This is a genomic window from Ruminiclostridium papyrosolvens C7, from assembly GCF_000421965.1.
Classification (GTDB): Bacteria; Bacillota; Clostridia; order Acetivibrionales; family DSM-1351; genus Ruminiclostridium; species Ruminiclostridium papyrosolvens_A.
Window position 1 is genome coordinate 1 of record NZ_ATAY01000071.1, and the last position, 25,872, is coordinate 25,872.

Genomic DNA, 25,872 nt, shown 5'->3' on the forward strand with positions numbered 1-25,872 from the left:
ATTGTCTACTACCATGTACCGTAGTTCCCTTTTGCAAAGTACTCGCTTTTACCCTCTTCATTTGCCTTTATTAGTTCATTACGTGCCTTAATTCGTTTTTTTTGCTTCTGTTTCAGATTTGCTAACTTTGTAAATTCTTCTTTACTCAATTTCCTCTCAGCCATCCTCGCAGATACCTCCTATCTGTAAGATTTTCTTCCCTAGCTGTTTTGCAAGTTCCTTTTGATGCAACATATCCTGTGTAATTTCTCCATCCTCTTCAAATATCCAGACTTCATCTACAATCCTTATCATTTCAAACCCTACTTGTAGCATTTGTAGCATTTTTTCATAATGATCCCCATCCAGTACACTATGCAGCATCACTATGTTTGAAAAAGGAATATGCCCTTGTGCAACTACATACTTGCAGTACTCAATTGCTTTTTGATAGTCTTCATCTTCTCCGCTGTAAGCACTGCATACATATACATTAAGTAATCTGTCTGGTGTTAACTGTTCCGGCTCTTTTTGGGTAACCTCTTCTGTAATTGTTGTTTTTACGATTGTTTGAGTTGTTTCGGAAGAGGGTTTATTTTTCTTAATGTCCTTTACCTCTTTTATGGTGATTGAGCCTTTTTCCTTATAATCTTTCAATGCCTCTTCCTGTTGTTCTTCCTGTAATCCAGATATTTCATAAGCCGTTGAAAAGTTTACATTATTGTTCTTAAATTCTTCCTTGAATTCATTTGACAGATTATTGTTGATGCTCTCCATTCTGGCTACCTGTGTTTTTGATATTTTCATGGTGTCAGCAACTATGTCTCTTAACCTTCCGGGTAACTTGACACCTTTTTGTTTAAGGGCTGATAACAATTCTTTTATTCTCATTGCTTGATGGGTTTTTTCGTAATCAGAAAGAATTCTCGAAGTCGAGTTTGTAAATATAAGACGGAGTTCATTTTTTATTTCATCTATTTCTGTTTCAACTTTACATGGTATAAGTTCAAATTCTTTGTTTCCCTCTTCAACTATTTGTGTTAATGCTTTAAGTCGTCTATGCCCTATTGATACAGTGTAGGTGTCTGTTTCCTCTATTTTTCTTACAATCAATGGCTGCTGTAATCCAATAAGGAGTATACTGTCTTTAAGCTCTGCAACATCATCTACGCTATAAAAGTTATTTCCATCAGGGATTAACTTGCTTATATGTATATATTCAATAGTAAAATCGTTTCTTTTTTTCTTTTCTTTTGATTTATCATTGAGGATATCATTAAGACTAAACTTCTTCTTCATGTTTTCACCTTCTTTTTTTACTATTTTGTGTCCGAATCGGACACGTTTTATATTTGCCTCTCCAGATATTCAGCCACGAAGGAAATATAGTCTTTTGCTGCTGTGCATTTTGGAGCGTGAATTATTAACGGCTCACCTGTAAATGTTGTTTCATCGACCTTTGTTGTACGTCTGATAAATGTTTTAAACACCGGGTACTGTGATTGATTTTCAAGCCACTCTTTTCCCTCATTGTTTACTGTGCTTTTTTGATACATCGTTATCAAACACCCTACCAATTTGATATCCGGGTTATATTGCTTTACCTCTTCAATCTGTTCTTTTAGTACCTCCAATCCGTCAAAAGCGTATTGGTCAACTTTGATAGGTATTATTACATCATCCGTAACTGCAAGGCCATTTATAACAGACATGTTAATGTCAGGTGCATTGTCAATTATGCAATAGTCGTATTTGTCTGACACTGGGGATAATGCTTCTTTTAACCTAGTTTGCTGTTGCTGTGTCTGGTCTAGCAATATATCAAGGTTTGCCCGGAGTAAGTTCATATTTGCAGTTATGATTGAAAGGTTTTCATTGTCCGTTGGCATAATCGCATCTATGATATCCAAATTCTTGTCTGTTAGTACGTCTGCTATTGTTTTAATATCGTAAGTGTCATAACCAAACATTTTACTTGTGTTGCCCTGCTTGTCATTATCAATCAGCAAAACCCTCTTACCATAAACGGATGATAATATATGAGCCATGTTGATTGATGTTATAGTCTTTGCTACACCGCCCTTTAAATTAATTACTGATATTGTTTTCAACCCTCTTCACTCCTTTTAACTTTAAGTAGTTTACTATTACTGAAATAGCCTCTTCCTGCCCATAACATACTGTTACAAAATAGTCCTGTTCCTTTAATAGCCTAATCCATCTTTTTTGATTTTCAGAGGTTGTATTACCTTTGATTTTCATTTCGATATACAGGCCATGATATCCACCTCTTGCACATGGCAAGCATATATCTGGTACTCCTGATTTCACACCTTCCATTTTTAACCTTGCAGCCTCTGCCTTGTTCCTATAACCGCCATTTGGTATGTGATACATTAATTTCAATTCAGGATATACACATTCTTGTAGAGCTGCCCACCTAAAAAGGTATATTTGTTCTGTGCTTTCACTTGCCTGTGGTGGCTCGTATTGATTGCTTTTCATGATAAATACCTCTTACTAAATTGATTTTGATTAAAAAGGGGGAAAATCATCTTCGTCCATTGGATAAAATCCATCTGCTCCACCTTGAAAAGCTTCTCCCTGCTGTCCATCCTCTCCAGACTTTTTACGGTCAGCAAAGTACGTTTCCTCTGCGATAACCTCTGTTATGTAGTGACGTTTCCCTTCGTTATCGTCCCATGTTCTGGTCTGAATCCTACCGACTACTACAACTTGTAACCCTTTTATGAAATGCTTGCTACAGAACTCAGCGTTTTTATCCCATGCAACTATATTTATGAAATCAGCTTTCCGTTCGCCTTCTCTTGTAAAACGTCTATTTACTGCAAGTGCGAATGTTGCAACTGCTGTTTTGTTTCCACCTGTGTATCTGAGTTCCGGGTCTTTCGTTAACCGTCCCATTAATACTACTTTGTTCATTTATCCCTCACCTCTCCAACTGTGGCTCATTTTCACTATGTACCGCCACTTCCCAACCTCTTCTTTTCATTTCCAGATACATAGCTTTTACCGCTCTTTGCCGGGAGCTTCTTTGTCCGCATCGTGGAGGACTGATAAAATATCTTTTCCCTGCTCTTGGGCCGGTTGCATGTAACCCTGATGCTTTTATTGCTTCTACCATTTTCCTTTTATTTGACCGTGGTATAAAAATTGTCAGCATATCAAGATTTAAGTTCCCGGAGTCCTCTCCTATTGCTTGCTTTTTAGCTGCTAACTTTGCCATCATTAAGTCAACCGTTAAAGTCTTGTAATTTACTTTCATTTTTTCAACACTCCTTTCTTTTTGCTTTTTATCTATTCCCTCTTCGGTACTTTTTCTTTTGATTCTTTTGACCTCATTCTTATATAGAGGTAAATTGCATCTGTCTCCTTATTAACCTTTACTTCACAATCCAAAAATCTATAGCCAGGATATGCCTTTTCAAATAGCTCCTTATCATCACAGTTATGTGCTAGATTAATCACTTTTCTCTTGCTGTATCTGCAGTCATTGGGTGGCCTGTAATCTGGCTGACTAAGATTTTTGGATTGTATCCACCGTCTTGATCCTTTAGGGTCTTTTGCAATGTAATTAGCTAATGATGTATATCCGAATTCATCTTCTTGTAATCGGTCTGCATTTGCCCTTCCCTTCCCCCAAAGTTTTTCTACAATGTCCCTATCCATTCCACTCATGAATAAATGATGATGCATTCTTACTTTTTTACGTTTATCATTTTCATCAGGTTCACAGAATTCTGTAACTCCTAAATATTTGAGTTCAGGAAGTCCGTTTTTCTTTCGATAGCGTTTCACTCTTCTGATGAAATTTATTACATCTGCTCTTGCCTCGGCTTCTGTCCGAGGAAGTGTTTTATCTGTATATGTAAGATGTACTACTAAATCCTGATCTGTAAAATTTGTATTTGCATATCTGATAAGTTTCTTACGTGCATTTTTCTCATTTAAATTTTTCTGCTTAGGTAGGGATTCTTTCATTTTTGCTTTACGTGATTTATTTTTTTCTTGCAAAGATATTGGATATATTTCAACCTCAAACATTGAGCCGCTTATTATTTTTTTCTCTCTATACGGCAAACATATTTCTGTCCCCCTTCCAAGGTCTAATTTTTATCTCTCATGGTTGAATAGATAATACCTATTACGAGGCCGAAAAGACTTGTAAATACTGCCTTTTCAGTTGACTATTTGCCGTATTTGTTTTATAATATTTGTAAGGATATTTTTACGAAATACGGCGTATAAAAATCGGTTTACATTTTTGTAGTGATTAATGTAAGCTGATTTTTTTATGTGCTTTTTCCCCCCTCTCTCCGTTTATGGTCTTTATATGTACACCGCTGTAAACTCATTTCCTGATTCATGTATTTGCAGAGTGTAAAGCAGTGTGACATACATATAACTGCATTATTTACCTTCGGACAATGTACTGTGCTTTTGACTTTATGTATTGGCTTTAGGCACGTAGGACATAGTGTTACAACTCTTCTTACATCTGACATTACACTCACCTCTATTAATTGAATTTGTAATCACTTCTATTTTTTGGTAAAATTCAAGCTGAGAAGGACATCAGAAAGAGGTACATATGAGTTTAAATTTAAATTCCGTATTAGGTGATTCCGAAGTGCCATTCGATTGTCCCCAATGCGGTAAAACGCTTAAAATAAAATTAGGTAATGTTGGTCGTAAATCAGTTATCAGTAGCCTCTTCAAGCTTTGTGGTTATCTCGTTTAAATTTGTTTTGATTTTCATTTGGATTTCTTTATTTTGCTCCATTTGGTTTTCTAACACCTTTTTATAATCCAAGGTTGTCACCTCCCTTCTTTTAAATCTTTCTTACATGCCTGACAAATGTTCTTGCCCTTATAAACTATTACATCTTTGGCATTTCCACAGAAAATACATGCCGGCTGATACTTCTTTAAAATAACCATTTCTTCATCAACAAAGATCTCTAATGAATCTTTCTCCGCAATGTCCAATGTCCTCCTGAGTTCTACCGGGAGTACCACCCTCCCCAGCTCGTCAACCTTACGTACAATTCCTGTAGCTTTCATTTGAATTACCTACCCTTCGTTTTTAAATTTATTTTATTGCTTGTATAAAAAAGATTAATTTTGTTTGTCACCTTCATCCCTACCTATGTACTTGTAAAATTGTGCTGGATTTATATAATAAGTCCACTTAGTTGATAATTTTACAGCTGTCCCAAATGGCAGTTTACCAAGCTGTAACCCAATACGTACAAAAGATGGTGTCTTACCCATTTCTAAAGCCGCTTCACGGACTGATAAGTTTTTCCCCATTACTTTCACTCCTTTTTAAAATAAATCAATTAAAATATGTCTTTTTCATGAGTTAAAATAATAATTTCATCGTTTCGATTTATTGTTGTTGAGTTTTAATAATTAATTATTACTGTCTGTTATATTGTGTTATAATGATTCTCGATGCTAATTCCTTTTGGGGGGCTTAGATAACAATTTTTCAATTGGAATTCCCAACTTTTCGGAAAACTGTTCAAGCATTGACATTGAAGGTGTCCTTTTACCGCTTTCAAGCAATGTTACATAGCATTGGGATACTCCAAGAAGGTTTGCAAATTCTATCTGCGTTAATCTTTTTCGCTTGCGAATTTGTTTAAGTTTAAGTGTAACTATTTTAATCACCTCCCGTTAGTGTGATTAAATCTTATAACAATTTGTAATAATTCTCAAATAAGTATTATTACAAATTGTGATAATTGTAAGTAATTGGGTTTGAAATGCTTGTTATTTTGTATGTTTCCGATTCGTATCATCGTTTTTTAAAAAGATTTTATTACTATTTGTAATAAGAAAGGAGGTTGTAATCATTGAGAATAGGACAACAAATATCAAAGATAAGAAATGAAAAAGGGATTTCTCAAGCAAGTATGGCTCAACAGCTTGAAATATCCCAAAGTTATGTTAGTGGAATAGAAAAAGGCACTAGAAAATGCACATTACCAATGTTATTAAAAATTTGCAAAGTTCTTGATGTTTCAGCGGTAGACTTCTTTTCGTTAGAGGAATCATATGAAGATGTGGACTTTAATATGGTAAAAACAGCCGACTTAGAGGACATTGGAATTGAATATATAGCTCTGGCAAAAGAGATTAAAGATAAAAAAATACCGCTTTCAGCGGTAAAAAAAATTATTGAGATTTTTTCAGAACTCGACAAATAAGAGTTTTTCCTCTTCACTCCATGGATAATCTATATTTATGTATATCGTCCCATTTCTTATAATGAATGGGATGCTTTTTATTTCTAAATGTATTATTTTAATCATTAGTTTATCTCCTATTTATTCAGCTTGCTTATTTAAGGATACATCCTATCTAATTCTGTATCTACTCAAAATTTATTACATTTTTCTTCATAATCTTCATTGTTTTATTGTTATTCGACTATATATATAATATATATTTGATTCTAATTCCATTTTAGTGTAATAAATGTAATATCTTGATTTTTTAAGATAATCGTATATAACAGGACTATTTTAATCTTAATTATTACAAATTGTAATAATTAAGATTTGAAACTAGCATCTCAATAATATATGATGTATTCATAAAATTTAGATGGAGGTATTAAATAATGATAAGTATAGCTGCCATTGATGATTCAAAAAATGTTTTAGACGATTATATAAATAATATCCCAAAATGGTTAAGCCAAAATAATATAGATGGCGAACTTGTAATTGCTACGTCAGCCCCGAATAAATTTATTAATGCTGTTGAAAACAATTTAGTTAATGTTTGTATAATTGATATTAACCTCAAAAATGATACCAATGGCATGGATTTAGCTAGACAAGTTAGATCAATAAACAAGTCTTGCGAAATAATATTTGTTACTGCTTGTCTTGAATATATTCAAGAAGCATTTGAGGTTAAGGCTTATAGTTTTATTCAAAAGCCACGGTGGGATAAGCTCCAGAATACTCTTATAGAATTATCAAAAGAAAAGCAATCAAATAAAAGAAGTTGTATAGATATTAAATGTGGATCACAAGTTTTCTTTATTCAAATTGATGATATAAATTATATAGAACATTTGCAAACTAAAACTGTAATTCACACTTCTGATGGAGATTACCACACTTATGAGGGTTTGGAAGAATTAGTTGAAAGAATTAACGATGTCAGGTTTAAAAGATGCCACAGGTCAATATTTATTAATACTTTCTGTGTTTATTGTCTCGATGTAAAAAGTAAAGAGTTTATTCTTAAAGATAAATCAAGATGTTCCATTGGTCCCAAATATTTTGCAAATTTTAAAACGCAAGAAGGTTGGAGGCAATTGTTATGTCTATAGGAATTTCAACAGCAAATTTTATTTTTACTATGATAAGTGCATTGACAATATATATTTTCTTAAACTTAACATTTGATATTAAATTAAAAATACAAAGAATTGCTTGTTTTGTTATCGCATTTTCAATAACAAACACGTATATATCCTATTTATTATCACTTGTTGATATAGATAGTAATTTTTATAGAATTTTTAAAACACTATTACTTTTTGCACTCAGTATACTTATCATAAAATATACTCTTAAAATTTCGTTCAAGTACACCATTTTATCATTTTGTATTATGGGCATTGGTTTAGGAGTTGGTAATGCTGTATGCGTTTTATTTTTTAGCTTATTTAATTTTAGCAATACAGTAAATCAAGCACAATCAAATACATATATTTATATCATTTATAATATATTGATTTATTCAACTATGCTTTTATTTGTTCTTTTATCAATATTAGCTTTCAAACGTCACAAATTAACTACTAGTACTATATATTCGATGGTATCCCTGTTATTCCTGACAATCTGTGCTTACATTGGGGTTTACTTCTTTCAAAAGAATTTTAATTTAAGTAGCTTTGTTATAATGTTAATCATATCTACTGTCTTTTGTTTATTCACTTATTGGTATATATTAAAAGTTAATGAAAATGATAAGCAGAAAGCAGAAATTAAACAACAAAAATTCTACAATAAGTCATTAGGTATGGCGTTACAAGATTTACGTCATTACAAGCACGACCAATTTAATCACTTAACTGTTATAAACTCAATGTTAAAAATGGGTAAATATGATGATGCAAGTTTGTACATGGATGAAATTATTGCAACTACATTATCTTTAACAAATACTGCTATATTTAATATTCAGAATGCCGGTTTATTTGGGATAATTTCGTCTAAAATGGATAATGCTGATAAATTAGGAGTAAATTTTGATTTACAAGTTATTGGTGTTATTGATTCTATTGAGAATATTAAGATTTCTGAACTATGCGAAATTATTGGAATTTATTTAGATAACTCAATCGAGGCCGCACAACTTTGTGATGAAAAAAACATTGAAATGACAGTATCAAATACTAATTCGGAAATAGATATAACCATTATAAATAATTGCATCAACAAGCCTAATATGGGACAAATAAAGCAAGATGGTTACTCAACAAAAGGAGAGAGTAGAGGCCATGGATTAAGTATCGTTGAAAACCTATTAAATAAATATAATAATATTTTAAATGTTACTAGGTTTGATAATAATAAAATGCAATTTATACAAACACTTAAAATTAAAAAGGGCATTTAAGCCCTTTTTAATAATTCTGCCTAATCTCTTATTATTAAGGATTCAGGGCATTTTTTCTGGTAATAGCCAAAGAGCCAACAAGCGCCCGCCGATAACGTTGCAAAAAACATACCGAAAGAAACTATGGCTCCCATAATTATTACTTTAATATTTCTCTTATTCATCCTCTATCCCTCCTTCTTACTTAAAGTATTTCCTGTTAATTTATAAGCTAAAGGTGTCGTCATTATTGATACTATTAAAGCATTAATGGATATGATGTTTGCGAACAAAGTTGAAACCAAAGTAGTTAATAAAAGTAATAATGAAAGTGTTATAAAACCGTAAAATCGTAACTTTCTTTTGTGTTTGCTTGAAACAATAGGTTTACTTGGAAGGTCAGCAGGTGCATAAAGGTATGTTAATGTGTATACAATGATAAAAATAATAATGTTGATCTTTATAGGTATTATATATGACAGATAAACACTACCGTATATTGATAAAAAATATGATATAAGACATCTTATTTGAGTTTTTGAATGTATACCTCCTAGGCTTAGCCGAAGTGATCCTGCAGATAAGATTGCCGTAAATACTAATAGGAAAATATTCAAAGGTATGGATACTATCAATAAGGCTAAAACTTTTGATATATCACTAATACCCATGTAAAGTCCATACTCAATTTTTTCAGCCTTTTCTGGTGTGATGTCAGGCAAAATTAATACTGCTTGTTTAGTAATATATTCGGTAATTCTACTTAACAATTTGATTCACCAACCTTTACTAAATTATATACTATTTATCAAATATTGTCGATTGTTGTAATACAAAATTTCTTAAATCATAGAATAACGATACCTCTAAAAAGAAAGGAGTTACAAATGAGATTGCCAAATGGTTATGGTTCAGTTCACAAATTGTCAGGAAAAAGGAGAAAACCATGGTGCGTTAGAAAAACCAGGGAAATAGATAATAATGGCAAGCAGCAGTATGATTATTTGGGCTATTATAAAACTCAACCCGAAGCGTTACAAGCTCTTGCTGAGTACAATTCGAATCCATATGATATAAAGACATCTATAATAACATTTGGAGAAGTATATGAAAAGTGGTCAAATGAGCGGCTAATTCTTAAAGATGACGCTCACCCATATGGAATATCACAATCAAACATTAATGGATATAAAGCTTCTTGGAAACTATGTGCTGAAATTAAAGACATGAAATTTGTAGATGTAAAATTGTCGCATCTGCAAATGGTAGTTGATAAATCAGGTAAAAACTATCCTACACTTAGAAAATTAAAGGTCTTATTAGGTCAATTATTTGAATATGCAATAATACACGATGTCATTACAAAAGATAGAAACGTAGTTGAGTATGTGGATATTAGTAAAGCAGGAAATCCAAAAGCATTAAACAGAAAACCATTTACTAATCAGGAGATTAAAAAAGTTTGGAGTATGGTAGGTGCAAATGACTATATCAATGTAATATTAATGCTAATATATTCTGGTGTCCGGGTTTCAGAACTTCTAGATTTAAAGAAAATAAATGTAAGCTTAAAGGAACAATGGTTTGATATAACCGAATCAAAAACAAACGCAGGAATAAGAAGAGTACCTATTGCAGACAAAGTTCTTCCTTACTTTCAGCACTGGATGTCCAAGAATCAATGTGAATACCTTCTTTCTACACCTGATGGAGAACATTTTTTGTATAGAAATTATTACGATTCATATTGGAAGCCATTAATGGATCTGATGGGCATGAGTCACTTACCACACGACACAAGACATACTTGTGTTTCACTTTTAACATCTGCACAGGTCGATGAAAGGTTTATTAAAAAGATTGTTGGACATAGTGGACAAGGTGTAACACAGATTGTTTATACACACCTAGAAGTCAGTGAATTACTTGTTGCTATTAATAAAATCTAGATATTATTATTGTCTATTATATGTCTATTGCTTGTCTATTACTAGCAGATTTTTGTTAGTTTTTATGAGTTTTTGAGAATAAACAAATCCCCCAAATATAAGCATTTGGGGGATTTTGTATGTTTTGTGCTTTATCTCTTTGAGAACTGTGGTGCTCTTCTTGCTTTTTTGAGACCGTATTTCTTTCTTTCCTTCATTCTTGGGTCTCTTGTCAAGAATCCAGCTTTCTTCAATGCTGGTCTTAATTCTTCATCAGCCTTTAAAAGAGCTCTTGAAATACCGTGTCTGATAGCACCGGCTTGACCTGTAAATCCTCCGCCGATAACTTTGCATATAACATCAAACTTTGAGACAGTGTCAGTGAGGGTTAATGGTTGTTTAACAATAACCTTCAATGTTTCCAATCCAAAGTAATCATCCAATGATCTATCATTTATTGTAATTTTTCCTTCTCCAGGAACAAGTCTTACTCTTGCAACTGATTTCTTTCTACGTCCTGTACCGTAGTAATATACGTTAGCCATTATTTTTTCCTCCCTCCATTAAATGTTCAAATCAAGTACTTCTGGTTTTTGTGCTTGATGGTTATGTTCAGATCCTCTGTATACTTTGAGTTTTCTGTACATTTGTCTTCCAAGACTGTTCTTTGGAAGCATTCCCTTTACAGCTAATTCAATAGCCTTCTCTGGGTGTTTTTCCATCAAGTGCTTGTACTTGATTTCCTTTAATCCGCCTGGATGAAGAGTATGGTATCTGTAAAGCTTCTGATCCAGTTTCTTACCAGTTAAAAGTACTTTTTCTGCATTGAGTACTATTACATGATCGCCAGTATCAACGTGTGGAGTGAAAATTGGCTTATTTTTTCCTCTTAAAATGCTGGCAATTTCACTTGCCAATCTTCCAAGGGGCTTACCTTCTGCATCAATAATGTACCATTTTCTTTCAACTTCTTGTGGCTTTGCCATGAAAGTTTTCATTTCTTAATACAACCTCCTTAAAAATCTATAACCTATTTATGTTAGCAGTTAGTTTCAGACTATTCACCAAAAGTAACCGTTTAGGACACTACAACATTTTAATATACAGAAATTTGTCTGTCAAGTAGAAAATGCGATGAATTTAATTTACCTCTCATTATCTCTCTATTTTTCTTAATATATCTCCATATCTCTCATATAATCGTTCTTCATTTCACTTTTTTCGTTTTAGCCTCTAATAGTAAATCTCCATTAAATACAACCCCTGTGCAGGAGCGGTCTTACCTGCTTTTGTCCTGTCAAGCCCCGCAATAATCCCGGTAACCTCAGACTCATTCAGCTTTCCCATCCCGACGTATATTAGAGTTCCTGCTATTATTCTTACCATATTATACAGAAATCCGTTTCCGGAAACCTCTATGTAAATCATATTATCTTCTTTCTCAGAAACTTCCATACTATAAATCTCTCTTACAGTACTTCTAACCTGTCCTCCTGTGGCCTGAAATGCTGCAAAATCATGTTCGCCTATGAAATACCCGGCTGCTTCTTGCATTTTCGCAATGTCAAGTTCAGGTCTTACATGGCAGGATCTGTTTCTCATAATAGCTGAAGGGTGTGGTGAATTGTATATCAGGTACCTGTACTTTTTACCTTTTGTAGAGTATCTTGCATGAAATTCTTCCGGAACCTCTTCTGATTGCTTAATAACTATATCATCAGGCAACAAATTATTTATAGCATAAGAAAACTTATCTCCGGGTATGTTGGAATTTGTGAGAAAATGTGCTACCTGCCCGTATGCATGTACTCCTACATCCGTTCGGCTGCAGCCTGTAACTCCAACATCTTCACCCAATAGTTTAGAAATGGCTTTTTGAATTACTTCCTGTACTGTTTTGGCATTTTTCTGAACCTGCCAACCATGATAATTTGTACCGTCGTATTCAATATTAATCTTAATTTTCCTCATAAATTTATCTAATAATTCCTTTTCTAAAATAGCACATATTCCATTAGTAATACCCACGTCATAAATGCTACAGTTATAACCGTTACAACCGCATCACTACCCGAAAAACGAAGCTGCTTCATTCTTGTTCTACCCTCACTGCCCCGATAGCATCTGGCCTCCATTGCCGTAGCTAATTCATCAGCTCTTCTGAATGCACTGATAAATAACGGAATCAGCACAGGTATAAAACTTTTTGCACGCTCAATCATATTTCCTGAATCAAAATCGGCTCCTCTGGATGACTGTGCTTTTATAATCTTATCTGTCTCATCCAGTAGTGTGGGAATAAACCTTAAAGCTATAGTCATCATCATTGCGATTTCGTGAACAGGTACTTTTATGCGTTTTAATGGACCTAAAAGCTTTTCAATTGCATCTGTAAGGGCAATCGGTGTGGTAGTGTAGGTTAACAGACTAGCGGTAATTATAAGCAGAAAAAGCCTTATAGCCATCTTAATAGCTACATTAATACCCTCATATGTTATGCTTAGAAAACCCCAACTCCAAATTTCAGTTCCTTTTATCGTGAATATGTTTATAATCCCAGCAAAAATAACAATAAATAATACCGGTTTCAGGCCTTTAAGTACAAATTTAACAGGTATGTTTGAGGATATTACCGTAATAGCAGTAAACAACGTCAGTAACAAATATCCCCAGTAGGTACTTATTAAAAAAATGAATATCATCATTATAAATGTCAGAATTATTTTTGTTCGGGGGTCAGCCTTATGCAGAAGCGAATCTCCTGGCACATACTGCCCTATGGTTATGTCTCTTATCAATTGCCCGTCTCCTTCCACTAGCCTTCTAATGGTTCAAATACTTTGCCAACTCTTTCGCTGCATCTTCTACTGTAAATATATTCTCATTTATACCGGGATAAACGGCTTTAAGCTTTTTCATCAGGTATGTTACCTGAGGGGCTGAAAGGCCTATTTTCTCTAATTCTTCAGGCTGCGAGTATATCTCTTTTGAAGGTTTGTCCATGAATATGGTACCTTCATTCATGACAATTACCCTCTCCGCTAGTCTTGCAATATCCTCCATACTGTGTGAAACAAGAATGATGGTCATGTTTGAATCTTTATGCAATTTGGTTATATAACCGAATATTTCATCCCTTCCCTTTGGGTCAAGCCCTGCCGTAGGCTCATCCAATACCAGAATCTGAGGAGTCATTGCTACAACCCCTGCAATTGCAACCCTTCTTTTCTGGCCTCCGGAAAGTTCAAAAGGTGATTTCTCAAGAACAGCTTCATCAAGGCCCACCGATTGTATCGCCGCCATTACTCTTTCATCAATTTCATTCTGTGAAAGCCCTTGTTTCAATAATCCAAAGGATATATCCTTTTTTACGGTCTCTTCAAAAAGCTGATGTTCCGGGTACTGAAATACAATTCCAACCTGGCGTCTCAATTCCTTCAGGTTCTTTTGCTTTGTATCAATCCCATTAATTACTACCCGTCCCTTTGTCGGCTTTAAAATACCGTTTAAATGCTGTATTAATGTAGACTTTCCGGAACCTGTGTGACCGATAATTCCTATAAACGTTCCATCATCTATTTCAATATTTACGTCATGGAGGGCATTTTTCTCGAAAGGTCCGCCTCCCATATACGTATAATATAAATCCTCAACTTTTATTGGCATGTCCTACTCCTGTGGTTAAATTATCTTATAACATTACAAATTATAATACCATAAATGAACTATATTAGTGAAGGGTTAAGCATTTTAATGCTTTATCAGTTAAACTATATATTTATTATTAATCTTGATGAATGAAATATCTCCAATTATATATTATAATATTTATTATTATAAGTTAGGGAGGGTGTTAAACTAAATGAGTCAGCACTATTTTACTGAAAATCCTGAATCTGAAATAAAAGAAAAAACCTTTACAGAGAGTATATGTGGTTCTTCCCTTACTTTTACCTCCGTGAGCGGTGTTTTTTCATTTGAAACCAAAATAGACAGGGCCTCAGAAAATCTTATTAAAAATTTCACTCCAAGTGGCTTGTCAGTACTTGATATCGGTTGCGGATACGGAGCTATTGGACTTTTTATTAAAAGCATATTTCCTCAGCAAAACATTACAATGATAGATGTTAATAATAGAGCATTGGACTATACCAAAAAAAATGCCGCAAATAACAATCTTTCCATCGAAGCATTAAACAGTAATCTTTTTAGTTCCCTTGAAGAAAGAACCTTTGATGATATAATATCAAACCCTCCAATAGCCGCTGGTAAGGAATTGAACACCAGATTGATTACCGAATCCTACGAACACCTTTCAAAAAATGGTGCACTATGGCTTGTAGCATTTCATAATAAGGGTGGTTCCACTTTAAAAAAGATTATGGAAATAGTTTTCGGCAATGTAATTGATGTAGACAAAAGCGGCGGGGTAAGAGTATATAAATCAATTAAGAAATAAGTTATATTTCCTTTAAAATTTCAAAAGCTTCTTCTACTGTCAACGGTAATTTATCAACATTAATACCATAATCTTTTAGACGGTAAGTTAGTTCAGTAACCTGCGGAACATCTAATCTCAGGTTTTTTACTGTATCAACATTACTAAATACTTCTTTAGGAGTCCCATCAAGAACAACTCCGCCATTATCTATAATTATAAGTCTGTTTGCAATTGCTGCTTCGTCCATATGGTGGGTTATGTGTATTATAGTAATACCCTCTTCTTTATTTAGTTTTTTTAAAACATTTATAACTTCTTTTCGCCCTATAGGATCAAGCATTGAGGTAGCTTCATCAAGAATAATACATTCCGGCTTCATTGCAAGGATACCTGCAATAGCAACTCTCTGCTTCTGACCTCCTGACAGCATATGGGGTGCACTTTTTTTATAATCCGCAATCCCCACTGTCTGTAATGCTTCATCAACCCTTATTCTTATTTTAGAAGGTTCTATACCCAGATTTTCCGGTCCGAATGCTACATCCTCTTCAACAGTTGTAGCTATTATTTGGTTATCCGGATTTTGGAACACCATTCCTGCAGTGCTTCTAATATCCCATAAATTGTTTTCATCAGCGGTATTTTTCCCTAAAACAATAACCTTGCCTTCAACAGGCGTCAAAAGAGCGTTAAGAAGCCTTGCAAATGTTGACTTTCCCGATCCGTTTCTTCCTAATATTACTACAAAATCACCCTTTTCTATTGTAGTACTTACATGTTCCAATGCAGGAATATCAATATTTACTTCTCCATATGATTTATATGAAAAACTGACGTTTTCAATTTCGAACATATTATTACTCATTGAAAAGCCTCCCAAATAACAACCCTCTTATATTTTATACAGTTATTATATTTCTATCAAAGTATATAAATATGGGGATTAAACATTTTTACAGTTTAATCCCCACATAATAATCACTTAGATATATGTTGATACAGATATTTAAGTATATTAAACCAATTCAAGTATTACCATCTCTGCAGCATCGCCTCTTCTAGGTCCGAGCTTATAGATTCTGGTATAACCGCCTTTTTTGTCCTTGTACTTAGGAGCTATTTCATCAAAAAGCTTATCTGTGATGTTGATATTCTCTCCATCAGCAGTTGTTGGTCTATATACCCAGTTCATTATAAGTCTTCTAGCATGTAGTCTTGAAGCATTATCAACAGATACCATATCTGTCTTTTGCTCTCTGTCTACTACAAAATATTTCTTACCATTCTTTGATGTTTTAGTATCGGTAAGCTTCTTTCCTTTGCCATCAACTTTTGCAGCACTAACCTTAATTTGTTTTGAAGTAAAGTTATCTGCTTCCTTGATTGCTAAAGTGATAAGTTTTTCTGCTATACTTTTAACTTCCTTGGCTCTTGCCTCGGTAGTTTCAATTCTACCACTTACAAATAAAGCTGTTGTAAGATTCTTTAAAATTGCCTTTCTCTGGTCTGTTGCACGCCCCAACTTTCTTTGACCTGGCATTACCTATCCCTCCTTGCCTCGTATTTTACACTACTATATAATTAGCGTCTAATTTTTATAACAATTATTCTTCACTTGGCGCTAAGAACAATCCAAGTGCCTGAAGTTTCTGGAGAACCTCTTCAAGAGATTTTCTTCCTAAGTTTCTTACCTTCATCATATCCTCTTCGGTTCTGTTGGTAAGATCCTCTACAGTATTGATTCCTGCTCTTTTTAAACAGTTATATGATCTAACTGATAAATCGAGCTCTTCAATAGTCATTTCAAGAACTTTCTCTTTTTTAGTTTCTTCCTTTTCAACCATAATCTCAGTATGTTTAGCTTGATCAGACAAATCTACAAACAGATTTAAATGTTCACTAAGTATTTTAGCTCCGAGACTAATAGCTTCATCAGGATTAATACTTCCGTCAGTCCAAACTTCAAGTGTCAGCTTATCATAATCAGTAATCTGACCAACACGTGTATTTTCAACAGTGTAATTTACTTTCTTGACGGGAGTATATATTGAATCAACAGGAATCACACCTATAGGTTGACCAGCCTGTTTATTCTTATCAGCAGAAACATATCCTCTGCCTTTGCTGATTACCATCTCCATGTAGAATCTATGATCGCCATTCAATGTTGCAATATGAAGGTCAGGATTAAGTATTTCTACATCCTGGTCAGTGATAATATCACCAGCTGATATTGGCCCTTCTCCATTTGCATCGATATAAATAACCTTTGATCCTTCGCCATGAATTAATAATGAAAGAGATTTGATATTAAGTATTATCTCAGTCACGTCTTCTACTACCCCTGGAACTGTGGAGAATTCATGCAATACTCCATCAATCTTAATTGAATTGACAGCAGCACCGGGTAAAGAAGAAAGTAATATTCTTCTTAAAGAATTACCGAGGGTAATACCATAGCCTCTTTCCAAAGGCTCAACTATAAACTTGCCATAAGTGTTATCATCGCTATTTGATACACATTCAATTCTAGGCTTTTCTATTTCTATCACCAAGAACCCTCCCTTAACAACTTTTTATTTTTTGAGGGCAACTGATTCTAAACGTACTTTTCATAGAGAATTATAAATAATTCTTTCAGTTGCTTCCAAGTTATAAATCCATCTAATATATATTACTTGGAGTACAACTCTACGATCAAGTGTTCTCTGATTGGTAAGTCAATATCTTCTCTTGCAGGAAGAGCCACAACTTTTCCTACCAGATTTTCTTCATTAAATTCCAACCATTTAGGAACAACTTTTCCACCGGCAATTTCTCTAATTGATTTAACTTTTGGTGAACTCTTGCTCTTGTCAGCTACTGCTATAACATCTCCAACCTTTATAAGGTATGAAGGTATGTTTACGCGCTTGCCATTTACTGTGAAATGACCATGTGTAACTAACTGCCTTGATTCAGGTCTTGAAGTACCCAGTCCAAGCCTGTATACTACGTTGTCAAGTCTTGTTTCAAGGATTTGAAGCAGGTTTTCACCTGTTATACCCTTACGTCTTGATGCCATTTCAAAGTATTGACTGAATTGGCCTTCCAAAACGCCATAAAATCTTCTAACCTTAGCCTTTTCACGAAGCTGTATGCCGTATTCAGACATCTTCTTCTTTGCCTGTCCATGTTGGCCAGGTGCATAAGGTCTTCTTGCTACAGAACATTTATCAGTATAGCATCTCTCGCCCTTTAGAAAAAGCTTTTCGCCTTCTCTTCTGCAGAGTCTGCAAGATGCATCAGTATATCTTGCCATCTAAGTTTACACCTCCATAATAATTATCAATTATACTCTCCTGCGCTTAGGTGGTCTGCAGCCGTTGTGCGGAATTGGTGTAACGTCTTTTATAAGACTTACTTCAAGTCCGGCAGCTTGCAAAGCTCTAATAGCTGCTTCTCTACCTGCTCCAGGTCCCTTTACGTATACTTCAACTGTCTTAAGTCCATGCTCCATTGCAGCTTTCGCAGCGGTTTCAGCAGCCATTTGTGCAGCAAACGGTGTGCTCTTTCTTGAACCTCTGAAACCAAGTCCACCTGCACTAGCCCATGATAGTGCATTTCCGGCAGTGTCTGTCAAGGTAACAATTGTATTATTAAAAGATGAACGGATATGAGCAGCTCCACGTTCAATGTTTTTACGTTCTCTTCTTTTTCTGGTAGTTCTTTTAGCACCAGCAGTCTTCGTTGCCATTTGTTCGCAAACCTCCTTTAACTATTTCTTTTTGCCGCTAACGGGCTTTGAAGGGCCTTTTCTAGTCCTTGCATTTGTCTTTGTACGCTGTCCCCTTACAGGAAGACCCATTCTGTGTCTTCTTCCCCTGTAGCATCCGATTTCAATAAGACGCTTGATGTTTAAAGCTATTTCTCTTCTAAGGTCACCTTCAACCTTGTATTCTTTGTCGATTATTTCTCTGATTTTGTTAATTTCATCATCAGTCAGATCTCTAACACGAGTATCAGGGTTAACGCCAGTCTTAACAAGAATTTCGTTAGACTTGGGTCTTCCAATACCGTAAATATAAGTGAGACCAATTTCTACCCTTTTCTCTCTGGGCAAATCTACTCCGGCAATACGTGCCATCTTTACTTACACCTCCATTAAAATTCGTGCCGCCATACTTGCGCCACTCAAACTAATTCTCCACCGATTGGATCATGAAATTTAACGATGCCATTCCCATAGGCTCATGTCCAAACGATATCGTCAAATATTTAAAATATCAACAAGAAAACAATGAATCGGGAAATTCTTTTGTTCAGCCGCTTCTTGCCGAGATTTTACAAAAATTAATAATACCTAGATGTGGGTCCAATATTAACCCTGTTTTTGCTTATGCTTTGGGTTTTCGCAGATAACCATAACTCTGCCTTTTCTTTTGATAATTTTGCACTTTTCGCATATAGTCTTAACTGATGGTTTTACTTTCATCGCTATATCCTCCTTATAATAAGAAAAAATCTGCTTAATTAGTTAATTGGGTAATACTTTTTATATTAATAAATAAATACCTTTAGGTATATATTATTTTGCTCTCCAAGTTATCCTTCCTCTGGTAAGGTCGTATGGTGACAATTCAAGGGTTACCTTATCTCCCGGAAGAATCCTTATGAAATTCATTCTGAGCTTACCTGATATGTGAGCCAGAACCTTATGCCCGTTCTCAAGCTCTACCTGAAACATAGCATTAGGTAGTGCTTCAATAACAGTACCTTCAACCTCTATAACATCATCTTTTGCCAAACTAACACCTCCTCCAAAGGATACATAATACATTTATAAATTCATTGCTCTTAACTAAACTTTACTGTCAACAGGTACATTATATTCAACAAGTGCCTTCCTTATCTCGGCATTTGTGCATTTTTCTCCTGAAGAAATTTTCTGTGCTATAGCTTCGATAACATTGTCTGTAATAATCAGGTGCTTCAATTTCTTCTTTTTAGGATTCTCCAATCTTCTGGAGCTTCCGTCACTGATAAGTACATAACTATCAGCAATCAAACCTGTTACTACAAATATTTTTCCTGCGTCCCGCCCTGCTTTAGAAAGTACAACCTGTCCCAGGACTACATTCAATGTAATTCACCTCTAAGCAATAAAATTTACACAGTCAAACCAAATATAAATTATACAGGAAAACTAAAATTATAACAATACAATTTATAAAAATATCTAAAATATTTATTAGAACCTTGTCAGTATAACCGGTCCGTCGTTAGTAATTGCTACTGTATTCTCATAGTGTGCAGAAAGCGATTTGTCAGTTGTTACAACAGTCCATCTATTTTCTAAAACTTTTACACTATAGCTACCTGCATTAATCATTGGCTCAACAGCTATCGTCATCCCGCTTTCAAGCCTTGGGCCTCTTCTCTTTGTAACATAATTAGGTATATCAGGCATCTCATGCAATTCTCTTCCAATACCGTGTCCTACAAAATCTCTGACAACCGAAAAGCCCTTACTCTCAACATGATTTTGAATAGCTTCTGAAATATCTCTTATGTGATTGCCTATAACCATTTGTTTTAATCCTTCAAAAAAACTCTGACGTGTTTCATCAATAAGTCTTTGTGCTTCAACAGTTATATTTCCTACTGCCAAAGTCCTTGCTGCGTCCGCATGATATCCGTTTAAGTACACACCAACATCTATACTGATAATATCGCCATCTTTTAAAGGCTTTAAACTTGGTATCCCATGAACCACTTCCTCATTGATAGATGCACATATACTGGCGGGAAACGGATTCATTCCAGGAACACCTACGTCGTATCCTTTAAAAGAAGGTGTTGCATGATTCTTTGTAATATACTCCTCAGCAATTCTGTCCAATTCCTTTGTGGTAACACCCGGTACAGTATTTTTCTTTATTAGTTGGAGAGCTCCATACAAAATCTCCCCAGCCTTTTTCATCTTTTCAATTTCAGATTGTGATTTTATAGTAAACATTTTAAATACCTAAAACTTTCATTACACGTTTTGATGTTTCTTCCACTTCTCCGGCACCCTCTGCTATTTTCAGCTTTCCAGCTTTTTCATAATAATTGATAAGGGGCTGTGTTTGCTTATGATATGTTTCAAGTCTGTTTAATACTGTTTCTGCAGCATCATCAGCTCTTTGTATAACAGGAGATTTGCAAACATCACATATTCCTTCTTCTTTTGTGGGATTGAATACAACATTATATGTTGCGCCACAATTTGTACAAACACGTCTTCCGGACATTCTTTGTATAATATCTTCGTCCTTTACATCTATTAAAAGAGCAACGTCCAGATTTATATTCATTTGTAGCAATACCTTATCAAGATATTCGGCCTGAGGAATTGTTCTTGGGAAACCATCCAAAATAAATCCATTTGCACAGTCGTCATTTCCCAATCTGTCCTTTACTATTTCCACAGTCAGTTCATCCGGTACAAGCTCTCCCTTATCCATATATTCCTTTGCCTTTTGTCCAAGAGGAGTATTTCCCTTTATGTTCGCTCTGAAAATATCACCGGTTGAAATATGCGGAATATTAAGTTTTTCAGAAATAATTTTTGCTTGAGTTCCCTTTCCAGCTCCGGGAGCTCCTAATAATATGATCCTCATTATTGTCACCTCTTTACAATTACTCATAACATTAAGTTTAGGGCTTATGACGTATCATAAACCCCAAACCATTTGCTAACTAATCTAATTTGAAAGGACCTTATTCCAAGAATCCTTTATAATGTCTCATAAGCATTTGTGACTCGATTTGTCTTACGGTATCAATTGCAACACCAACCAAGATCAGAACGCTTGTTCCAGCAAACCATACCCCTTGTACTCCTGTAATCCAACCAATAATATATGGGAATATAGTTATAAGAGCAAGGAACAATGCGCCAAACCAAGTTATCCTGTTCAATACCTTTGCAATATATTCGGAAGTTGGCTTACCAGGTCTTATACCCGGTATAAATCCACCATTCTTCTTCATGTTATTAGCCAGTTCAATTGGATTGAACTGAACATAAGTGTAGAAGAATGTAAATCCGATAATTAATAATGCATAAAGTATTGCATAGGACCAATGGCCTGACCAATTCTTTATAAATCCAGCAAATCCGCCAGTCGCATTTGGTCTTGCAAACCCAACAATTGTTGAAGGAAGCATCATGATAGACATTGCAAAGATTATAGGAATAACTCCTGCCCAGTTTACCTTTATAGGTAAGTGAGTACTTTGTCCTCCATAAACCTTTCTACCAACAACTCTTTTTGCATATTGTACAGGTATACGACGCTCAGCCTGATTAACCCAAACAACACAAGCAATAACAGCAACGAATACAACAAGTATTCCTAATATTGCTAAAATACCTATTGCACCAGTTCCTAAGTTACCCAAAGTGTAGTTCTTTATAATATAGTTAGCCCCTGTAGGACCAGCTGACAATATACCTGCAAAAATCAACATTGAAATACCATTTCCAATACCGTACTCGGTGATTTGTTCACCAAGCCACATCAAAAATGCTGTTCCGGCAGTAAGTGTAAGTGTTACTGTAATGAAGGTTATAACGTTAAGTCCTGAAATAAGTGCACCTCTTAGACCAATAGTAATGGCTGTAGCCTGTAAGAATGCCAAAATTACTGTTGCATATCTTATCCATTGACCTATCTTTTTCCTGCCCTCTTCGCCTTCCTTTGATAACTGTTCCAGTTTTGGAATAGCAATCGTTAACAACTGCATAATAATTGATGCATTGATATATGGTGTTATACTCATTGCAAATATAGTTGCATTCTTAAAGGATCCACCACCAATGATATCAATAAAATTAAACAACTGTCCACCCTTTGAAATAAGCTGTGCGAACCAATCAGGGTTCAGTCCAGGAACAGGGATTCTGGATCCTAATCTAAAAATTAGGAGAAGGCCAATAGTTATTAATATCTTTTTCTTTAAATCAGGAATCTTCCAGGAATTCTTAAGTGTATCCATCATTCCACTCACGTTATACCACCTCGACCTTTCCTCCCGCAGCTTCTATCTTTTCAGTAGCTGTTTTTGTAAATTTAGTCGCTTGAACTGTTAACTTTTTAGTTAACTCTCCGTTACCTAAAATTGCTACTCCATCTATAATCTTTTTAGCAAGGCCGGAAGATTTAAGAAGTTCTTCAGTTACAACTGTACCTTCATCAAACATATTCAAATCAGATACGTTAACTTCAGTATACTTTTTAGAAAACTCGTAGTTATTAAATCCCCTTTTTGGTAATCTCATATATAAAGGCATTTGACCACCTTCAAAACCTGGTCTAACACCACCGCCGGCACGGGCATTTTGTCCTTTGTGACCCTTACCACCGGTTTTACCGTTACCACTGCCTATACCTCTACCTTTTCTATTAGGTAGCTTTTTTGATCCAGGAGCAGGCTGTAATTCAAATAATTTCATTGACTACACCTCCCTTATATTTCTTCTACACAAACAAGATGTGAAACTTTTCTAATCATTCCTCTAATTTGAGGGTTGTCATTTTGTTCAACTGTAGTCCCGATTTTACCCAAACCAAGAGCTTTTACAGTTGCAGTCTGACTCTTAACAGCCTTATTTGTGCTCTTCTTTAGAGTTATCTTTAACTTAGCCATTTAATGTCCCCCCTAGCCCAGAATCTCTTCTGCTGTTTTTCCGCGAAGTCTGGCAACTTCTTCGGCTGTCTTTAACTGAGCAAGGCCTTCAATAGTTGCATTAACCATATTAATTGGGTTGTTTGAGCCCAATGACTTCGTTCTTATATCACGAATTCCTGCAAGTTCAAGTACGGCTCTTACAGGTCCTCCGGCAATAACTCCGGTACCTTGTCCAGCAGGTTTAAGTAATACTTTACCTGCTCCAAACACTCCAATTGCTTCGTGTGGAATTGTTGTGTCAACAAGCGGAACTTTAATCAGGTTCTTCTTAGCATCTTCAATACCTTTACGAATAGCTTCAGGTATTTCAGCAGCTTTACCCATTCCACTTCCAACATAGCCGTTTTCGTCTCCTACTACTACTAACGCACTGAAACGAAAATTTCTACCACCTTTAACAACCTTTGTTACACGTCCTATATTAACAACTTTTTCCTTAAGTTCTCCTAAAGTGCTGGCATCAATTCGTTGCATGTATTCCCCTCCTTCTCCTTAAAAATCCAAGCCTGCTTCTCTAGCAGCGTCAGCAAGCTCTTTAACTCTTCCATGATAGATATATCCGCCTCTATCAAATACAACTTTCTTTATACCCTTGTCAATAGCCTTAGAAGCTATTAATTTTCCAACCTCTTTAGCTGCTTCCTTGTTTCCGCCGTTAGCAACTTTTCCTTTTAATGCGGCATCAAGGGTTGAAGCGGATACAAGAGTATTACCGGTTGTATCATCGATTATCTGAACATAAATGTTGTTTAAACTTCTAAAAACGTTCATTCTTGGACGCTCAACAGTTCCAGTAATCTTTTTGCGTACTCTCAGATGCTTTCTGAGTCTTACTTCGTTTCTATTTGTCTTATTAATCATTTACTCTCATCTCCTTTCTACTTTTTACCCTTGCCACCAGTCTTACCTTCTTTACGTCTTATAACTTCAGTTTCGTATTTGATACCCTTACCCTTATAAGGCTCAGGAGGTCTCTTTTCACGAATCTTAGCAGCTACTTCTCCAACCACCTGCTTGTCAATTCCCTTAACAATTATCTTGTTAGGTGCAGGAACTTCAGTTGCAATGCCTTCAGGATCTTCCATCTCAACAGGATGTGAATAACCGAGTGTTAAAACCAACTTCTTACCCTGCTTTTGTGCTCTGTAACCAACACCGTTGATATCAAGAGCCTTTTGGTATCCATTGGTAACACCTTCCACCATATTGTTAATAAGTGTTCTAGTTAAACCATGAAGTGATTTGTGCATTTTTAAATCAGATGGTCTTTCAACAACTATCTGATCAGCTTCTACTTTAATAATCATATCCTTGTGGAACTGCTTTGTAAGAGTTCCTTTTGTACCTTTTACAGTCAATAAATTGTCGCCGTCTAGTTTAACTGTTACACTCTTTGGAACAGCTATTGGCAACTTTCCTATTCTTGACATGTCATATACCTCCAGTTCTTAAAATTATGGGCAATCTAGTGCCCTTTTCAGACCTTAGAGTATTTTCAAATTCTTAAATAAGAATTTGAAAATACTTTACCTGAGGATTTATAACTTACCAAACAAATGCCAGAACTTCTCCGCCTATACCTTCTACTCTGGCTTTCCTGTCAGTCATTATTCCCTTTGATGTTGAGATAATTGCTATACCGAGTCCGCCCAATACCTTTGGCAGTTCTTCTTTTCCTGCATATACTCTCAAACCAGGCTTACTAATTCTCTTTATTCCAGTTATAACGTTTTGCTTATTATTGGTGTACTTTAAGTTAACTCTAAGTACGCCTTGCTTTCCGTCACTAATTTCTTCAAAATTCTTAATATATCCTTCTTCCAGCAAAATGTTTGCTATAGACCTCTTGAGGTTGGAAGCGGGTATATCAACTGATTCATGTTTAGCAGAACCTGCATTTCTTATTCTGGTTAACATATCAGCTATTGCATCAGTAATTTGCATATGTTTAACCTCCTTCCAATGATATTACCAGCTTGCTTTTTTAACGCCAGGTATTTGACCTTTGTACGCTAATTGTCTAAAGCATAAACGGCAAATTCCAAATTTTCTAATGTATGCGTGTGGTCTTCCACATATTTTACATCTATTGTAAGCCCTTGTACTAAACTTGGGTGTACGCTGTTGCTTTATAATCATAGATTTCTTTGCCAT

General features: G+C 35.1%; 41 protein-coding genes. 5 read left to right on the forward strand and 36 right to left on the reverse strand.

Features of this window, described 5'->3' with window-relative positions:
- Window positions 1–8: 8 nt before the first annotated feature.
- The 10 genes from L323_RS41430 to L323_RS42145 form a co-directional block, all read right to left on the reverse strand.
- On the reverse strand, window positions 9–164 hold the full coding sequence (locus tag L323_RS41430) for a hypothetical protein (RefSeq protein WP_020816345.1): 156 nt from the start codon (window positions 162–164) through the stop codon (window positions 9–11).
- Window positions 157–1,278 (reverse strand): ParB/RepB/Spo0J family partition protein, encoded by a 1,122-nt coding sequence (locus L323_RS40600; protein ID WP_020816346.1) that lies wholly within the window; start codon window positions 1,276–1,278, stop codon window positions 157–159. The genes L323_RS41430 and L323_RS40600 overlap by 8 nt, the downstream gene beginning before the upstream one ends.
- Before the next feature lie 47 nt (window positions 1,279–1,325).
- Window positions 1,326–2,090 carry a ParA family protein gene (locus L323_RS35015; RefSeq protein WP_020816347.1) on the reverse strand — a complete coding sequence of 255 codons (765 nt, stop codon included), beginning with the start codon at window positions 2,088–2,090 and terminating at the stop codon, window positions 1,326–1,328.
- On the reverse strand, window positions 2,068–2,484 hold the full coding sequence (locus L323_RS35020) for a VRR-NUC domain-containing protein (protein WP_020816348.1): 417 nt from the start codon (window positions 2,482–2,484) through the stop codon (window positions 2,068–2,070). Before L323_RS35020 ends, L323_RS35015 begins: the two co-directional genes overlap by 23 nt.
- A gap of 30 nt (window positions 2,485–2,514) precedes the next feature.
- Window positions 2,515–2,922, reverse strand: coding sequence for a single-stranded DNA-binding protein (locus tag L323_RS35025; protein WP_020816349.1), 408 nt, complete (start codon window positions 2,920–2,922; stop codon window positions 2,515–2,517).
- A gap of 7 nt (window positions 2,923–2,929) precedes the next feature.
- Window positions 2,930–3,265 carry a hypothetical protein gene (locus tag L323_RS35030; RefSeq protein WP_020816350.1) on the reverse strand — a complete coding sequence of 112 codons (336 nt, stop codon included), beginning with the start codon at window positions 3,263–3,265 and terminating at the stop codon, window positions 2,930–2,932.
- A gap of 32 nt (window positions 3,266–3,297) precedes the next feature.
- Window positions 3,298–4,080 carry a rolling circle replication-associated protein gene (locus L323_RS35035; protein WP_020816351.1) on the reverse strand — a complete coding sequence of 261 codons (783 nt, stop codon included), beginning with the start codon at window positions 4,078–4,080 and terminating at the stop codon, window positions 3,298–3,300.
- Window positions 4,081–4,818: 738 nt separating this feature from the next.
- Window positions 4,819–5,064 (reverse strand): AbrB/MazE/SpoVT family DNA-binding domain-containing protein, encoded by a 246-nt coding sequence (locus L323_RS35040; protein WP_020816353.1) that lies wholly within the window; start codon window positions 5,062–5,064, stop codon window positions 4,819–4,821.
- Window positions 5,065–5,118: 54 nt separating this feature from the next.
- Window positions 5,119–5,313 (reverse strand): hypothetical protein, encoded by a 195-nt coding sequence (locus L323_RS35045; RefSeq protein ID WP_020816354.1) that lies wholly within the window; start codon window positions 5,311–5,313, stop codon window positions 5,119–5,121.
- Between the two features lie 147 nt (window positions 5,314–5,460).
- On the reverse strand, window positions 5,461–5,676 hold the full coding sequence (locus tag L323_RS42145) for a helix-turn-helix domain-containing protein (protein ID WP_081665727.1): 216 nt from the start codon (window positions 5,674–5,676) through the stop codon (window positions 5,461–5,463).
- Between the two features lie 185 nt (window positions 5,677–5,861).
- On the opposite strand from L323_RS42145, the gene L323_RS35050 reads away from it, so the two are divergent.
- From L323_RS35050 to L323_RS0120995, 3 genes are all read left to right on the forward strand, one after another.
- Complete coding sequence (locus L323_RS35050) at window positions 5,862–6,215, forward strand: helix-turn-helix domain-containing protein (protein ID WP_020816355.1); 354 nt, start codon at window positions 5,862–5,864, stop codon at window positions 6,213–6,215.
- A 416-nt stretch (window positions 6,216–6,631) separates the two neighbouring features.
- Complete coding sequence (locus L323_RS35055; RefSeq protein WP_020816357.1) at window positions 6,632–7,354, forward strand: LytR/AlgR family response regulator transcription factor; 723 nt, start codon at window positions 6,632–6,634, stop codon at window positions 7,352–7,354.
- Complete coding sequence (locus L323_RS0120995; protein WP_020816358.1) at window positions 7,345–8,652, forward strand: sensor histidine kinase; 1,308 nt, start codon at window positions 7,345–7,347, stop codon at window positions 8,650–8,652. Before L323_RS35055 ends, L323_RS0120995 begins: the two co-directional genes overlap by 10 nt.
- Before the next feature lie 20 nt (window positions 8,653–8,672).
- Here L323_RS0120995 and L323_RS40910 read toward each other — a convergent pair whose 3' ends face one another.
- Both L323_RS40910 and L323_RS35060 read right to left on the reverse strand, forming a co-directional pair.
- Entirely contained in the window at window positions 8,673–8,816 is a 144-nt protein-coding gene (locus tag L323_RS40910) for a cyclic lactone autoinducer peptide (protein WP_020816359.1), read from the reverse strand.
- A gap of 3 nt (window positions 8,817–8,819) precedes the next feature.
- Complete coding sequence (locus L323_RS35060) at window positions 8,820–9,401, reverse strand: accessory gene regulator ArgB-like protein (RefSeq protein ID WP_020816360.1); 582 nt, start codon at window positions 9,399–9,401, stop codon at window positions 8,820–8,822.
- Window positions 9,402–9,518: 117 nt separating this feature from the next.
- Here L323_RS35060 and L323_RS35065 point away from each other — a divergent pair, with 117 nt between their 5' ends.
- Window positions 9,519–10,580: a tyrosine-type recombinase/integrase gene (locus L323_RS35065; RefSeq protein WP_020816361.1), complete on the forward strand. Its 1,062-nt coding sequence runs from the start codon at window positions 9,519–9,521 to the stop codon at window positions 10,578–10,580.
- A gap of 131 nt (window positions 10,581–10,711) precedes the next feature.
- Here L323_RS35065 and rpsI read toward each other — a convergent pair whose 3' ends face one another.
- The 5 genes from rpsI to L323_RS35090 all read right to left on the reverse strand — a co-directional run bounded on the left by rpsI (window position 10,712) and on the right by L323_RS35090 (window position 14,225).
- On the reverse strand, window positions 10,712–11,104 hold the full coding sequence (gene rpsI, locus L323_RS35070; protein WP_020816362.1) for a 30S ribosomal protein S9: 393 nt from the start codon (window positions 11,102–11,104) through the stop codon (window positions 10,712–10,714).
- Window positions 11,105–11,122: 18 nt separating this feature from the next.
- Window positions 11,123–11,557 carry a 50S ribosomal protein L13 gene (rplM, locus tag L323_RS35075; protein ID WP_014312142.1) on the reverse strand — a complete coding sequence of 145 codons (435 nt, stop codon included), beginning with the start codon at window positions 11,555–11,557 and terminating at the stop codon, window positions 11,123–11,125.
- A gap of 235 nt (window positions 11,558–11,792) precedes the next feature.
- Window positions 11,793–12,530 (reverse strand): tRNA pseudouridine(38-40) synthase TruA, encoded by a 738-nt coding sequence (gene truA, locus L323_RS35080; RefSeq protein ID WP_031342287.1) that lies wholly within the window; start codon window positions 12,528–12,530, stop codon window positions 11,793–11,795.
- A 23-nt stretch (window positions 12,531–12,553) separates the two neighbouring features.
- Complete coding sequence (locus L323_RS35085; RefSeq protein ID WP_014312140.1) at window positions 12,554–13,357, reverse strand: energy-coupling factor transporter transmembrane component T family protein; 804 nt, start codon at window positions 13,355–13,357, stop codon at window positions 12,554–12,556.
- Window positions 13,358–13,382: 25 nt separating this feature from the next.
- Window positions 13,383–14,225: an energy-coupling factor transporter ATPase gene (locus tag L323_RS35090; RefSeq protein ID WP_020816364.1), complete on the reverse strand. Its 843-nt coding sequence runs from the start codon at window positions 14,223–14,225 to the stop codon at window positions 13,383–13,385.
- Window positions 14,226–14,421: 196 nt separating this feature from the next.
- Between L323_RS35090 and L323_RS35095 the strand changes: the two genes are divergently transcribed.
- Window positions 14,422–15,018 (forward strand): class I SAM-dependent methyltransferase, encoded by a 597-nt coding sequence (locus L323_RS35095; RefSeq protein WP_020816365.1) that lies wholly within the window; start codon window positions 14,422–14,424, stop codon window positions 15,016–15,018.
- Between the two features lies 1 nt (window position 15,019).
- Here the strand turns inward: L323_RS35095 and L323_RS35100 are convergent, their stop codons facing one another.
- From L323_RS35100 to L323_RS35190, 19 genes are all read right to left on the reverse strand, one after another.
- Window positions 15,020–15,865 (reverse strand): energy-coupling factor transporter ATPase, encoded by an 846-nt coding sequence (locus tag L323_RS35100; protein WP_020816366.1) that lies wholly within the window; start codon window positions 15,863–15,865, stop codon window positions 15,020–15,022.
- A 150-nt stretch (window positions 15,866–16,015) separates the two neighbouring features.
- Window positions 16,016–16,540 carry a bL17 family ribosomal protein gene (locus L323_RS35105; protein ID WP_020816367.1) on the reverse strand — a complete coding sequence of 175 codons (525 nt, stop codon included), beginning with the start codon at window positions 16,538–16,540 and terminating at the stop codon, window positions 16,016–16,018.
- 64 nt (window positions 16,541–16,604) lie between these two features.
- Window positions 16,605–17,552: a DNA-directed RNA polymerase subunit alpha gene (locus tag L323_RS35110; protein WP_020816368.1), complete on the reverse strand. Its 948-nt coding sequence runs from the start codon at window positions 17,550–17,552 to the stop codon at window positions 16,605–16,607.
- Between the two features lie 122 nt (window positions 17,553–17,674).
- Entirely contained in the window at window positions 17,675–18,301 is a 627-nt protein-coding gene (gene rpsD, locus L323_RS35115) for a 30S ribosomal protein S4 (RefSeq protein ID WP_020816369.1), read from the reverse strand.
- Between the two features lie 30 nt (window positions 18,302–18,331).
- Complete coding sequence (gene rpsK, locus L323_RS35120; RefSeq protein WP_004620814.1) at window positions 18,332–18,736, reverse strand: 30S ribosomal protein S11; 405 nt, start codon at window positions 18,734–18,736, stop codon at window positions 18,332–18,334.
- Window positions 18,737–18,757: 21 nt separating this feature from the next.
- Window positions 18,758–19,126: a 30S ribosomal protein S13 gene (rpsM, locus tag L323_RS35125; protein WP_020816370.1), complete on the reverse strand. Its 369-nt coding sequence runs from the start codon at window positions 19,124–19,126 to the stop codon at window positions 18,758–18,760.
- Between the two features lie 234 nt (window positions 19,127–19,360).
- Entirely contained in the window at window positions 19,361–19,474 is a 114-nt protein-coding gene (rpmJ, locus tag L323_RS35130; RefSeq protein ID WP_004620818.1) for a 50S ribosomal protein L36, read from the reverse strand.
- A 93-nt stretch (window positions 19,475–19,567) separates the two neighbouring features.
- Window positions 19,568–19,786, reverse strand: a complete 219-nt coding sequence (gene infA, locus L323_RS35135; protein ID WP_004620820.1) for a translation initiation factor IF-1 — start codon at window positions 19,784–19,786, stop codon at window positions 19,568–19,570.
- 54 nt (window positions 19,787–19,840) lie between these two features.
- On the reverse strand, window positions 19,841–20,122 hold the full coding sequence (locus L323_RS35140; protein ID WP_020816371.1) for a KOW domain-containing RNA-binding protein: 282 nt from the start codon (window positions 20,120–20,122) through the stop codon (window positions 19,841–19,843).
- A gap of 108 nt (window positions 20,123–20,230) precedes the next feature.
- Window positions 20,231–20,998, reverse strand: a complete 768-nt coding sequence (gene map / locus L323_RS35145) for a type I methionyl aminopeptidase (protein ID WP_020816372.1) — start codon at window positions 20,996–20,998, stop codon at window positions 20,231–20,233.
- Window position 20,999: 1 nt separating this feature from the next.
- Window positions 21,000–21,644, reverse strand: coding sequence for an adenylate kinase (locus L323_RS35150; RefSeq protein ID WP_020816373.1), 645 nt, complete (start codon window positions 21,642–21,644; stop codon window positions 21,000–21,002).
- A 100-nt stretch (window positions 21,645–21,744) separates the two neighbouring features.
- Complete coding sequence (gene secY, locus L323_RS35155; protein ID WP_020816374.1) at window positions 21,745–23,037, reverse strand: preprotein translocase subunit SecY; 1,293 nt, start codon at window positions 23,035–23,037, stop codon at window positions 21,745–21,747.
- 1 nt (window position 23,038) lies between these two features.
- Window positions 23,039–23,482 (reverse strand): 50S ribosomal protein L15, encoded by a 444-nt coding sequence (rplO, locus tag L323_RS35160; RefSeq protein WP_020816375.1) that lies wholly within the window; start codon window positions 23,480–23,482, stop codon window positions 23,039–23,041.
- Between the two features lie 14 nt (window positions 23,483–23,496).
- Entirely contained in the window at window positions 23,497–23,676 is a 180-nt protein-coding gene (rpmD, locus tag L323_RS35165; protein WP_020816376.1) for a 50S ribosomal protein L30, read from the reverse strand.
- Window positions 23,677–23,688: 12 nt separating this feature from the next.
- Window positions 23,689–24,192 carry a 30S ribosomal protein S5 gene (gene rpsE / locus L323_RS35170; protein WP_014312125.1) on the reverse strand — a complete coding sequence of 168 codons (504 nt, stop codon included), beginning with the start codon at window positions 24,190–24,192 and terminating at the stop codon, window positions 23,689–23,691.
- Between the two features lie 18 nt (window positions 24,193–24,210).
- Entirely contained in the window at window positions 24,211–24,579 is a 369-nt protein-coding gene (gene rplR / locus L323_RS35175; protein WP_020816377.1) for a 50S ribosomal protein L18, read from the reverse strand.
- A 17-nt stretch (window positions 24,580–24,596) separates the two neighbouring features.
- Window positions 24,597–25,148 carry a 50S ribosomal protein L6 gene (gene rplF, locus L323_RS35180; protein WP_020816378.1) on the reverse strand — a complete coding sequence of 184 codons (552 nt, stop codon included), beginning with the start codon at window positions 25,146–25,148 and terminating at the stop codon, window positions 24,597–24,599.
- 115 nt (window positions 25,149–25,263) lie between these two features.
- The gene (gene rpsH, locus L323_RS35185) at window positions 25,264–25,662 is read right to left on the reverse strand and encodes a 30S ribosomal protein S8 (RefSeq protein WP_020816379.1); all 399 of its coding nucleotides are present in this window, start codon (window positions 25,660–25,662) and stop codon (window positions 25,264–25,266) included.
- 24 nt (window positions 25,663–25,686) lie between these two features.
- A complete protein-coding gene (locus L323_RS35190) occupies window positions 25,687–25,872 on the reverse strand; it encodes a type Z 30S ribosomal protein S14 (RefSeq protein WP_004620848.1) in 186 nt (61 codons plus the stop codon).